The following is a 12,613-nucleotide window of genomic DNA, read 5'->3' on the forward strand; positions in this document are numbered from 1 at the left end:
TTAGAAGTCATTCAAGGCCAGGAAATTAAAAAAGAGGCTTTTCATTGGAAAAGCCTCTTTTTTATCGAATACCAATAATGGTATTTATTTCACTTTCGTGATCTTAAGTACGTTTGTCGCAAGGTGTTCCAGGACTGGCGTGCTACCGGTATTTACAACGACATCATCAATTTTCAGGAAGCCCCTTTCTTTCAGGATCTCGATCTGGTCTGAAATGATATCATCCAGGCTTTCTTCTTCTTCATAGAAGAATGCCCTTACACCCCAGCTAAGGCTCAACTGGTTAACCAGGGAGCGCTCCTTAGTAAAGATGTACAGTGGCGAGCGCGGACGATAGCTCGACAGCATAAATCCGGTATAGCCGCTTTGAGTCATACCCACGAGTGCATCAGCATTAACATCCTTTGCGATTTTACATGCGTTGTAACAAACAGCGTCACTCAGGAAAGAAGGAGAGTGGGGCTGAGGGGTAAGGTCTTCTTCGCGGTTATAGTAATATGCTTTTGTTTCTATTTCGTTGATGATCTTACTCATTGTCTCGATTACCAGTACCGGATGCTGACCGGTAGCAGTTTCACCACTGAGCATCACAGCATCAGCTCCTTCCATAACCGCATTGGCCACATCAGTCACCTCACTACGGTTGGGCTTCACGCGGTCAATCATGCTTTCCATCATCTGTGTAGCAACGATCACCGGCTTCGCACGGTGCATACATTTCCGGATAATGTCTTTCTGGATCAGCGGAACCTGTTCCATCGGAATCTCGATACCAAGGTCACCCCTTGCAATCATCACTCCATCGCTTTCGAGAATGAGATCACGCAGGTTGGTGATCGCTTCAGGCATTTCGATCTTTGAAATGATCTTGATATTACTCTGGTGACGATTGAGGATTGCGCGGAGTTCGTGCAGGTCCTCGACTCTTTTCACGAAGGAAAGGGCTACCCAATCGAGTTGCTTTTCAATGATGAAGTTCAGGTCAGCCAGGTCTTTTTCAGTCAAGGCCGGCAGTGATATTTTGGTATCGGGGAGATTGATTCCTTTTTTGGAAGAGATCGTTCCACCTAATGTTACTTTCACTTTCACGTCATTGGCCGCGGTGATCTCCACAACTTCCACTTCGATTTTACCATCGTCGATGAAGATCCTGTTGCCTACCACTACATCGGCATGGAGGTTAGGATAGCTCACATAGATCTTTTCCATTGTACCGACACACTTGGTATTGGTAAACGTCAGCACATCACCATCCTTTACAAAAAGCGCATTGTTCTCGATTTCACCAACGCGGAGTTTCGGCCCCTGCAGGTCACCAAGTATCGCAATATTGTAAGGTTCAGTTTTGTTGATATTCCGGATGTGGTCGATGATCTGCGCTTTATCTTCATGCGAACCGTGGGAAAAGTTCAGCCTGAATACGTTCACCCCTGCTTTTACCAGTGCGAGGAGTTTTTCGTAGGTGTCACTTGCCGGTCCGACAGTTGCTACAATTTTCGTTCTTTTGAATGCGTGCTGCCTGCCTGCTTCTTTGTCCATCTGCTTGTGCAGGTATTTGGAGGCGTTTTTAGACATATGAATGCTGTTTCGTTGCTTGCTTGCTTGTTTGTCAGGATGCGAGGATCTTCACGATCTTCATCCATTCTTCGTTGATCTTTTGTTTTGCTTTTACAGCGTTCTCCAACGGAGTATAGTGCATTTTGTTGTTCTGGATGCCAACCATTACATTATAACGATTGGTCATCAGTGATTCAACAGCATGATACCCCATCCTGCTGGCAATCAGCCTGTCGAGGCATGTTGGTGAACCACCGCGCTGGATATGCCCGAGGATACACACGCGCGTATCAACATTTGGAAGTTTTGCCTTTACGTGCTTGGCTACTTCTTCACCGCCACCGAATTCATCGCCTTCGGCAACGACGATCAGGTTCACCAGCTTTTTACGTTTTTCTTTTTCCTGCAGACTGCTGACAACCGCGTCAATATCGGTTTTCCGCTCGGGAATCAGAATATGTTCAGCCCCTGTAGCGATTCCGCTGTGCAGGGCAATATAACCCGCATCACGCCCCATCACTTCAATAATGAAAAGGCGATCGTGTGCATCTGCCGTATCGCGGATTTTATCGATTGCCTCAACTGCAGTGTTTACCGCTGTATCAAATCCTATAGTAAAATCTGTGCCTGCAATATCCTTGTCGATTGTACCGGGCAGCCCTATGCAGGGAATATCAAATTCCTGGCTGAATTTCAATGCGCCATTGAAGCTGCCATCACCACCAATCACTACAAGGCCATTGATTCCTCTTTTCTTGAGATTTTCATAGGCCTTCTTACGGCCTTCATATTCAAAAAATTCTTTACACCTTGCTGTTTTCAGCACCGTACCGCCTCTCTGGATGATATTAGCCACGGAACGTGATTCCATTTTAAATATATCATCTTCCACCATTCCACTGTATCCACGCATGATACCATAAACTTCAAGCCCGTGAAACAGGCCGGTACGCACTACAGCTCTTACTGCTGCGTTCATTCCGGGAGAATCACCCCCTGAAGTTAATACACCGATCCTAGTGACCTTACTGTCATTCATTTAATTAAAAAGTTGGTTTGGTTTAACATACACATAAAGGCTTGCAAGCAGTTGGTTTTTTCACAAACGATTGATAAGGCGGGCCAAAAATAAGGATTTGATATGATTATGAGGGGATAGAGTGCAGAATGCCGGTAGATTTGCATTATGGAAAAAGTTTTGCTGACAGGAGCCAATGGATTCGTAGGCCAGGAGCTCGTTACTGTTCTGTTAAGGAAGGGGTACCAGGTGATCGCGACAGGAAAAGGCCCCAGCAGGTTGCAGGTTGAAGACCCTCAGCTCGTGTATTATGACATTGACATTACCCACCCGTTTGCGTTGCAGACCGTCATGATCCGGGAGTTACCTACCATAGTTGTGCATGCTGCAGCCATGACACAGGTTGATGAATGTGAGCAGCGGCAGAATGAGGCCCATGCGCTGAATGTGGAAGCTACTGCCCGTTTGCTGCTTGACGCCGAAACATACAGCAATTTCATCATATTTCTTTCCACTGATTTTGTATTCGACGGGGAAAAGGGAATGTATACGGAATCAGATGATGTGAACCCCGTAAGCTGGTATGGACATACCAAAGTGGAAGCTGAGGCAGTGATGCAGACATCTGCAATTCCCTGGGCAATCGTTCGCACTTGCCTGGTTTATGGAAACCAGTCCTCGGGTGGCAGGCACAATATCTTCAGTTGGATCAGGGAAAGCCTGGAAGCCGGTAAACATATTAAGGTTGTTGATGACCAGTGGCGGACCCCCACCTATGTCACGGACCTTGCGGAAGGTATTGCGGCAATTATTGATGCGAAGGCAGAAGGAATCTGGCATTTATCCGGGAAGGACAGGATGACACCTTATGGCATGGCCATGGAAATTGCCGCTTATAATAAATATGATTCTTCCCTGGTTGAAAAAGTTACCGCAGCAAATTTTTCCCAGCCTGGCAAAAGACCCCTATTAACGGGTTTTAACATCAGCAAGGCTGAAAAAGAGCTTGGTTTTGGTCCACTGTCATTCGGTGAAGCGATGAAGCGCTTAATGGGTTGATTTTTCCGGCAGGAATACTTCCGCCATCATGCAGCGCGCACTTCCACCCCCGTTTGTTTCTATTGTTGTCAGATCGGAGTGAATGATCGGGTTGAATGACTCAAGTTCTGAACGCTGCTTTTCATCGAGTGATTCATAAGCCTGCGTGCTCATCACAAGAAATTTGTCACCGACGTTATTATTGACCTGCAGCATATTGCCTGCAAAACGGTTCATCTGTTCCAATGATATCGGGATGACTTTTTTTCCTGTGGACAGAATTGCATCAACAACCGACTGACTTTGTTTAGCGTCCGGAATCGAGTCCAGGCAAACTACCACGTACCTGTCGGCCACACACATCATTACATTGGTATGGTAGATTGCATTCCCGGTTTTGTCACTGGCAAAAAATGTAATGCCCTTGTAATCCATTTTCCTGCAGAATTCATCTACGAGTGCCTGGTCTGTTCGGGGTGACAGGCACGCATAAGCGATTCTTTTGTCGCGGTCCAATACCAGGCTTCCCGTTCCTTCAAGGAAATGATCATTCGCTTCAGCGCCGCTCATATCAATGATGCTGCTGTGAAAAAATTTGTCGAAGATCTCCTGCATTACATGTTGTTTTCTTTCTGACCGCCTGTTCACCGCGAACATCGGGTAGAGAATAACAGTTCCGTCTTCATGAAAACTGATCCAGTTATTCGGAAAAATTGAGTCGGGTGTATAAGGAACAGGTGTGTCATTAATTACGGTAACCTGGATTCCGAAATGACGCAGTTTTTCAACGAAGCCATCAAACTCCTGTTCAGCCTTAACCTGGGCGTCATCTGTTTTGCCTGCCACCTGGAATGCATTGTTCACCGCTGTTTCGGCGTTGAAAGTGAAATTCACCGGGCGTATCATTAAAAGGTTGTTGGTCGTTTGCACGTGATCTGCGGTTGAAAGTTTTTTACTTTTTAGTTTTCAATTTTTAATTCCTCCCTGTAAATCGGCATACTCATACAGTGGAATCCGCCACGGGCGCGGGAGAGTTCTGCAGAGGGCATCAGGATCAGGCTGTCTTTGATCTCATCAGTTGTGATGGTACCTGCTTCAAGTTCGTCAAGCAATTCTTTTGCATGCAGGATTTTGAACCCGGCGTTCTCGAACGCATCTGCAGTTTTGTCGTTCCGGTCATAGCCGAGAACAACACCTTCTTTCAAAGCAAGGACGTTGCATGAGTCTGTCCACTGTTCCCGGGCATCGAAAGGGAATTCATTGTTCCCGGAATATATGAACCTGGTTTTTTCATCACAACCCATGTCATTTCTGCTGATGTCGTTAAGCAGGTCCTCCAGGTTGTCAAAGTAAACCGGGTTCTCAAGGTCTTTTTTCCTGAACTGGATGATCTTGATTTTGTTATCATCTTTTTTCCCTTCCAGGATTCGCTGTACGGTATCAGCATCTTCTTTCTTGATCGCTTTCTTCGAAAAATTACCCAGCATCACCCATACGTTTCTTTTGACCTGGGTGAACACTGTATCTATGTGCATATAGTCCCTTTTCTTAGGAATTTTTACAATAGACACTTTCTTCACGACATTCCGCTCGAAAAGAGCGTGTATGGCCTGGTGTGCAGCTTCCATCGAAGTCCGTTCGCTAACGCCGATCAATACGTGATCTTTCGTTACCACCATCACATCGCCGCCTTCAAGTGTTACTTTTTTTTCATCGCCTTCCTTAGGCAGGAGGAAATGCTGGTGTGTGTCGGGAAGTTCAATAATATTCTCGCGCAGACTGGCAAACAAAGGATGGTTGAAGAAAATATACCTGACAAGAAGGGCCTCACGGGTACGTGCCTTCTTCGCAGGTTTGTTCAGCAGGATGTGGTTATTGATGGTGATACCGATGTCGCGGGTGAATATGAAATTCGGAATAGGTGGAAACAACATCGATTTGTCCGTAGCAGTGCCACTAATAAAGATCTTGGCGAGGTCGGCAGCGGGGTAGTCCATCAGGTTTTGCTGAATGGCATAAGAACAGCCTTCTACAGCGCAAACTGAAGCGATAAGTGTCAAGCGGATCTCGCGATCCTCGAGGATTTCTTCCAGGAGCCATTGCAGTTCGATCACTTTTTCAGACCGGTAAAATTCTTTATGGCCGGGTTTGTAAAAGTTTCGTTGTCCGTCCTTGCCATCAATCTTTTTCAACCTTCCCTGGATCTTTTCAGGATCGAGAAAGTAAAGCAGGATCTTAGTATAATAATCGTATTCTTTTCTTCTGATCGTATCGAGGTGAACAATATCTTCAAACAGCCAGTCCTGTGCCTTAGAGGGCACAACCTTTCCGAGGCCACTGTCCGGACTATGGACAAGCAATTTCCTTAATGTTCCAATTTCACTCGTAACTGATGCAAATGCATTGTCTTTTGGCATAAAAAATAAATTGATACTATAGGGCTCCGTGGATGGAAAACAGTCAGGATGCAGCAGCAAGCTAGTCCGGGATATAGTAGTTCACCGGCAATGTGATTGCAGCAAATGTTAATATGGCAGGCATCCTGAGCATTAGAGCGTCCAAATGTAAGCAATTATTCATGTATGGCAACGAGTGGCACATGTGTATGGTACAACAGTCGTTTTGTATTGCTTGGAGTGAACAATGTCGCGAGGAAATTGTGCCTGCGGGGGATTGTTATGATCAGGTCAATGCTTTTTGTTTCGGTAAATGTATTGACTGCATCCACGAAATCGCCGATCCTTACAAAGTAGAATTCGGGGGAAAACCCTTCCAGCATGGATTCCATTGTATTCCTTTCCCTGCGGTATTCTTCCGTCAGCTCAACATAGTGTTCGCTGTCAACGTTTACCACGTGAAGGTTTGCTTTAAAGAGTGAAAGCAATGAACGCAGCTGGCGAAGGGGAGTGGTTGCTTTTACGTTTTTCATATCCGTTGCGAACAGGATATTGTTTATTCCTTTAAAAGTTGCGTCAGGTGGAATGATCAGCACAGGGACAATCGCTTCATGGGCCATTTTGAGGGCATTGCTTCCCATGAGGATCTGTTCAATCCGGGTTGCACCGGTTAGTCCCATAACCACGACGTCCACGTCGTTATACCGCACATATTTTACCAGGTTCTCGGTAAGGGAGTCCGCTTCCTCGGCAATAACTTCGGTTGCAAGTCCTGGTGCAAGGTCAAGCTCCTGGTTATGCAGTGCCATTTCGACAATCTTGCGGCGTGCTTCCACGTCGATATCGAGCGGGGTGCCGTCAATTCCGGCCGCTACAGGATTAAAAGCATGGTAAAAGATCAGTTTTGTTTCTCCCAGGGAGGCGGCCAGCGCAGCAGCATACCTGGCTGCATTTTTTGATGTCTCAGAAAAATCAACGGGTACCAACAGTGTTTTCATATAAAAATTTACTGAAATGTACAAAATGATTCATGATCCGGCGCATATCTTACCTTTGCGGCCGTCATGAAATATCACAATGAGATACAACGCCGCCGGAGTTTTGCCATTATATCCCACCCGGATGCAGGTAAAACAACGCTGACGGAAAAATTACTCCTATTTGGAGGTGCCATCCAGACAGCAGGTGCGGTGAAGAGCAATAAGATTAAAAAGCACGCTACTTCCGACTTTATGGAAATTGAGCGGCAGAGGGGAATTTCGGTTGCCACTTCCGTGATGACATTTGAATACCATGGCATCCTGATCAACCTGCTCGATACTCCGGGTCACAAGGATTTCGCTGAAGACACATACCGTACCCTGACGGCTGTTGACAGTGTTATCCTGGTTATCGACAGTGTAAACGGAGTCGAAGAGCAAACACGCCGTCTGATGGAAGTATGCCGTATGCGGGATACACCGGTAATCGTGTTTATCAATAAAATGGACCGTGACGGAAAAAACCGGTTCGATTTGATTGAAGAAGTGGAAAAGGAACTGAGTATCCAGCTGCACCCGATGACCTGGCCTATTAACAGCGGTAAGGACTTTAAAGGTGTTTATAACCTGCATGCAAAGAACCTCAGGCTTTTTGCGGCAAGCACGAAAGCTGAGGAAGAAGATACCCTGCAGATTGCAGATCTGTCTGATAAAGTACTTGACGAAAAGCTTGGTGAGCGGGATGCCGCCATCCTGCGCGAGGATGTTGAACTGGTGGACACGGTTCACGGTGAGCTCGATTCGACACTATACCTGGCAGGTAAAGTAGCACCGGTTTTCTTCGGAAGCGCCGTAAATAACTTCGGTGTTAAGGAAATGCTGGACACGTTTATCCGTATTGCGCCCACACCCCGAAGCAGGGAAACAAGCAAAAGGCGCGTGAATGTGGAAGAAGATAAATTCAGTGGATTTATTTTTAAGATACATGCCAACCTGGATCCAAAACACCGCGACAGGATAGCATTCCTCCGCGTTTGTTCCGGCAGGTTTGAACGAAATAAATATTTCCATCACGTACGGCTTGATAAAGATGTGCGATTCAGCAACCCTTATAGCTTCCTCGCCCGTAGCAAGGATGTGATCGAAGAAGCCTTCCCGGGCGATGTGGTCGGCCTGTTCGATACCGGCAACTTCAAGATCGGGGATACACTTACTGAAGGCGAAGAGTTCTTCTTCACCGGCATTCCTTCTTTTTCACCGGAAATCTTCAAGGAGGTGGTGAACAAAGACCCGATGAAAACAAAACAACTTGAAAAGGGATTACTGCAGCTGACTGATGAAGGCGTTGCGCAGTTATTTACCCAGTTCGGGGGCAACAAAAAGATCATCGGTTGCGTAGGTGAACTTCAGTTTGAAGTGATTCAATACCGACTGCTCCAGGAATACGGTGCTTCCGTTGAGTTTCGTGCGCAGCCCTTTTATAAGGCTTGCTGGATAACAAGTAATGATGCTTCGAAACTGCAGGATTTCACCCGTTTCAAATCATCGAACATTGCGGAAGATAAAGATGGACATGTGGTGTACCTCGCGCAGAGCGAATGGTTCCTGAATACGGAAAGAACAAATAACCCGGATATCGAGTTCCACTTTACTTCGGAGATCCACAAAGAGAATTAAAAAGTAGAAATTCAAATAAAAAAGGGAAAACTTTCCGTGAGGATCGTTTTCCCTTTTTTATTTGAGCAAACCGAAACTTTTTAGAATTCCGGAGTCACACCATAATAATTTGACGGCGTAATGTTCAGGAGTTCCTGCTTGGTCTCCTCACTCACCTTTAATCTTTTGATGAAAGCCTGGATGGTCTTTTTATTTATTTCTGCATTGCCCCTTGTCAGGTCTTTCAATGCTTCGTATGGCTGTGGATAATTTTCCCTCCTGAGGATCGTTTGAATAGCTTCAGCAACAACCGCCCAGTTGTCTTCGAGGTCTTCGTTTATTTTCTTCTCGTTCAATACCAGTTTGTCAAGACCTTTTTCAATTGACCGGATAGCAAGGATCATATGTGCGAATGGTACGCCAATATTCCGTAGTACGGTTGAATCAGTCAGATCGCGCTGCAGCCTGCTTACCGGCAGTTTTGCGGAAAGATGTTCCAGGATTGCATTCGCTATTCCGAGGTTGCCTTCTGCGTTTTCAAAGTCAATCGGGTTTACTTTGTGTGGCATCGCAGAACTTCCAACTTCGCCCTTTTTTGTTTTCTGTTTAAAATAATCCATGGAAATGTAGGTCCAGATATCGCGACAGAAGTCGATCAGGATCGTATTGAGGCGCTTCATGCAATCAAAGTGAGCAGCGAGATTGTCGTAGTGTTCGATTTGCGTGGTGAACTGTTGCCGCTGCAGCCCGATCACTTCCACGAAATTGTTACCCAGTTCGATCCAGTCCTTCCGTGGAAAGGCCACGTGGTGTGCATTGAAGTTGCCTGTTGCACCGCCGAACTTTGCTGTAAACGGAACATTGATGAACTGTTCTACCTGGTTCTCGATGCGTTCCACAAATACCATGATCTCTTTACCGAGACGGGTTGGGCTCGCCGGCTGCCCGTGCGTTCTCGCAAGGAGCGGGATATTACGCCATGTTTCTGCCAGAAGGCGGAACTGGTTATTAAGATTTAAAATTGAGGGAAGGTACTCATATTCAACCGCATGCTTCCAGGAAAGCGGGATGGAAGTGTTGTTCACGTCCTGTGATGTCAATCCGAAATGCACCCACTCCTTCAGGTGTCCTGCATCACAGAGGTCGAGTTTTTCCTTGATGAAATACTCCACGGCCTTCACATCATGGTTGGTGATTTTTTCTGTCTCCTTGATCTTTTCAGCATCTTTCGGACTGAATTCTTCTGCAACCTGTTTCAGGAAAGTCCTGGCTTTGGCCGGAAGCTTGAAAAACCGGTTGTCGGCAAGGAACTGGAAGTATTCTATTTCCACGATCACGCGGTATTTCATCAGCGCATATTCAGAAAAATAGTCATCTAAATGCTGTACCTGGTGGCGATAACGTCCGTCGATCGGCGAAATGGCGGTAAGTGCTTGAAGTTCCATGATTGATTAATAAGCTTTCCGAAACTGGAATGTCCTGTACATTTGCGAAATTAAATCAAAGCGATTGGAAAGAAAAATCAGAGTGGGAGCGGTGAGTTACCTGAATACAAAACCACTGATATACGGACTTGAAAAAGGCCTGATGGCAGATGCCGTTCAATTGAAACTTGATTATCCTGCGCATATTGCACAACAGTTGCTGGACGATGAGATAGATGTGGGCCTGGTACCTGTAGCCCTTATTCCGCGGCTACAACAACACTTTTTTGTTTCGGATTACGGGATCTGTTGTGACGGGCCCGTGGCTTCTGTTTGTCTTTTCAGTGAGGTTCCGGTTAATGAAATAAAGGAAGTTCTCCTCGATTACCAGAGCCGGACTTCCGTGAGGCTGGCTCGTATCCTGATGAAAGAATTCTGGAAAATTGACCCGGTTATATCTGATACCCGGGAGGATTTCCGCGACCGCATCAAGGGAACTACCGCCGGGGTAGTGATAGGTGACAGGGCGCTTGAGCTTCGAAGCAAAGCCACTTACATTTATGACCTTGGCGAGGCCTGGAAACAATTTACCGGAAAACCATTTGTGTTTGCTGCATGGCTCAGCAACAAAAGCCTTAATGGAAATTTTGTTGACGCATTTAATATTGCAAACAGCTTTGGTCTTCAGCAGCTTGACGAGGTGATCAGGCTGAATCCATTTCCTCATTTTGATATGAAGGAGTATTATACGAAGTGCATCGATTATCGCCTGAGTGAAGACAAAAAGCCCGGTCTCCGGCTTTACCTGGATTACCTGGACAAATTCAAATTATAGTGTGACTATCAGGAAGTGCGGATTTTGCTTTTTATCATCAAAGCGTATTTTTCAATCAGCTTATTCACTTCTTCGGATACCCTGAGGTGGTAGATAGCGGGAAGCAGTAAGCCGGTGAACACCACTGACCGGACGAAAGCATCAAGGAACAGTGACCCTATCCTGGGGATGAAATAGGCAATTGCCGCGCAAATGATTGCAACCAGGACCGCCAGGAATTCCTTTTTGGAGTAGGGCTGGAGGTTGTACTTATATTTCAGGAACCCAAATCGCAGGATATTGTAAAACGTCAGCGAGATCAGGGAAGAATAAGCAGCACCTAACAGGCCATAATGCGCAATCAGGAAATAATTCAGTGGCAGGGCCAACAGCGTATAGATCACATTCGTGGTAAAATCAACTTTCCAGAAATTGGATGTTCCGATAATCTGCCCGTTGGCACCTGTACCGAGGTCGATCAGTTTACCGATGCCCATCAGCAGGATAACGGCCTCGATACCGGAAAAGTTTTTGCCGAGAAATTCTGAGATATTATGGATGTTCAGCCACATAAGGCCGAACATAAAGAGCCCGACCAACAGGAGATTACTTACACTTTTGTGGTATACATTCCTGATTTTGACAAAGTCTTTATTCTTCCATGCTTCGGCGAGAACTGGCACAACTGACGAATTCATACTCCTTTGCGGAACTTCCATCAATGTAACAATGTAGGTAGCTATCGTAAAGACGGCGGTATCGGTGAGTCCCCGGTCACTCTTTGCCGACAGGATAAACGTGTCGACAGTCCTTGACAGGAGATTAAGGAAATGTGCGCCAAAAACGAAAAGTCCGAAGTTTACCATTTTCCCTCTTAGCCGGTTTGTCAGGTTGCTGGGTTCAGGCTGGAAATAAAACCTGCCTGTCCTCCTTAGCGCAATAAACATCAGTATAGAGGGCAGAAGATAGGAGAGCGAGAAGATCAGCAGGAAAACGTCGAGGGAGATGAGCTTGACAACAAAGAGTACAAGAATTGCCAGGAAAACAACACGTGGAACGATCTCCCGAAGACCATTTGAAAGGATACCCCTGTTGAAGGACCAGGCGAAGCCTTCCATCCACATGAACATAAGCATGAAAAAACAATAGGGGTAGACCAGGTAACTGTATTCTACAAATAGCGGTGACCGTTCACTGAATTTCCTGACTATAAGATCCTTGCCCAGGTAACCTGCAACACACATTACCACAAAGCCGGTTAAACAAAGTGTGAGGGTAAAAAAAGGAAGGTCATTTTTCTTAGGGGAAAGATGACTTTTATAAAACGGCGCAAACTTATTGATCACAGCAGTACAGCCAAGGGTGCAAAGCGTTGCCAGGGTAATACCTGCATCAGTAATAACCCGCGTAAGTCCAAGTTCTTCGGTCGTCAGAATCCGGGGTACGAGTACAAGCATATTGAATGCACCAAGACCAAACCCTAACAGGATGAGGACAGTGGACCGAATGCTTTGTCTTTGAATTACACCCATTAATACTATTTGAAGCAGTAGATGTTAAGTTGTACGTCATACATGTTAGTGACATTTCCCCTGTTGAAAGGAGTGGCATACACGCGATTCGCTTCGGTTATATAATAACGAAAGTTATTTCGGCTAAGTATCTGAAGCAATTCCTCCAGTTTGTAGTACTCATCGAATTTTCCATGATATTCCAGGAAAATCCGTTTG

At 45.9% G+C, this 12,613-nt stretch carries 11 protein-coding genes; 3 read left to right on the top strand and 8 right to left on the bottom strand.

Annotated features, from left to right (window positions below; translation table 11 throughout):
- Positions 1–84: 84 nt before the first annotated feature.
- A complete protein-coding gene (gene pyk, locus OI18_RS17840) occupies positions 85–1,575 on the bottom strand; it encodes a pyruvate kinase (RefSeq protein WP_082038036.1) in 1,491 nt (496 codons plus the stop codon).
- Between the two features lie 34 nt (positions 1,576–1,609).
- The gene (gene pfkA / locus OI18_RS17845; protein ID WP_039142336.1) at positions 1,610–2,596 is read right to left on the bottom strand and encodes a 6-phosphofructokinase; all 987 of its coding nucleotides are present in this window, start codon (positions 2,594–2,596) and stop codon (positions 1,610–1,612) included.
- A 147-nt stretch (positions 2,597–2,743) separates the two neighbouring features.
- On the opposite strand from pfkA, the gene OI18_RS17850 reads away from it, so the two are divergent.
- Positions 2,744–3,634, top strand: a complete 891-nt coding sequence (locus OI18_RS17850) for an SDR family oxidoreductase (RefSeq protein ID WP_039142338.1) — start codon at positions 2,744–2,746, stop codon at positions 3,632–3,634.
- On the opposite strand, the gene ctlX is transcribed toward OI18_RS17850, so the two are convergent.
- The 3 genes from ctlX to OI18_RS17865 form a co-directional block, all read right to left on the bottom strand.
- On the bottom strand, positions 3,623–4,543 hold the full coding sequence (gene ctlX, locus OI18_RS17855) for a citrulline utilization hydrolase CtlX (protein WP_039142339.1): 921 nt from the start codon (positions 4,541–4,543) through the stop codon (positions 3,623–3,625). The genes OI18_RS17850 and ctlX overlap by 12 nt on opposite strands.
- A gap of 29 nt (positions 4,544–4,572) precedes the next feature.
- Positions 4,573–6,030, bottom strand: a complete 1,458-nt coding sequence (locus OI18_RS17860; protein ID WP_039142340.1) for an arginine deiminase family protein — start codon at positions 6,028–6,030, stop codon at positions 4,573–4,575.
- A gap of 155 nt (positions 6,031–6,185) precedes the next feature.
- Positions 6,186–7,007: a universal stress protein gene (locus tag OI18_RS17865; RefSeq protein ID WP_039142341.1), complete on the bottom strand. Its 822-nt coding sequence runs from the start codon at positions 7,005–7,007 to the stop codon at positions 6,186–6,188.
- A gap of 66 nt (positions 7,008–7,073) precedes the next feature.
- Between OI18_RS17865 and OI18_RS17870 the strand changes: the two genes are divergently transcribed.
- Positions 7,074–8,666, top strand: coding sequence for a peptide chain release factor 3 (locus OI18_RS17870; RefSeq protein ID WP_039142342.1), 1,593 nt, complete (start codon positions 7,074–7,076; stop codon positions 8,664–8,666).
- 80 nt (positions 8,667–8,746) lie between these two features.
- Here OI18_RS17870 and purB read toward each other — a convergent pair whose 3' ends face one another.
- Positions 8,747–10,090 (bottom strand): adenylosuccinate lyase, encoded by a 1,344-nt coding sequence (gene purB / locus OI18_RS17875; RefSeq protein ID WP_039142344.1) that lies wholly within the window; start codon positions 10,088–10,090, stop codon positions 8,747–8,749.
- Between the two features lie 64 nt (positions 10,091–10,154).
- Here purB and OI18_RS17880 point away from each other — a divergent pair, with 64 nt between their 5' ends.
- The gene (locus OI18_RS17880; protein WP_039142347.1) at positions 10,155–10,904 is read left to right on the top strand and encodes a menaquinone biosynthetic enzyme MqnA/MqnD family protein; all 750 of its coding nucleotides are present in this window, start codon (positions 10,155–10,157) and stop codon (positions 10,902–10,904) included.
- Positions 10,905–10,912: 8 nt separating this feature from the next.
- Here the strand turns inward: OI18_RS17880 and OI18_RS17885 are convergent, their stop codons facing one another.
- Together OI18_RS17885 and OI18_RS24920 are read right to left on the bottom strand one after the other, a co-directional pair.
- Positions 10,913–12,415, bottom strand: coding sequence for an oligosaccharide flippase family protein (locus OI18_RS17885; RefSeq protein WP_039142348.1), 1,503 nt, complete (start codon positions 12,413–12,415; stop codon positions 10,913–10,915).
- Positions 12,416–12,420: 5 nt separating this feature from the next.
- Positions 12,421–12,613, bottom strand: a 193-nt coding sequence (locus OI18_RS24920; RefSeq protein ID WP_039142350.1) for a hypothetical protein, incomplete at its 5' end; no start/stop codon positions are given.

The sequence above is a fragment of the Flavihumibacter solisilvae genome, from assembly GCF_000814475.1.
GTDB classification, from domain to species: Bacteria; Bacteroidota; Bacteroidia; order Chitinophagales; family Chitinophagaceae; genus Flavihumibacter; species Flavihumibacter solisilvae.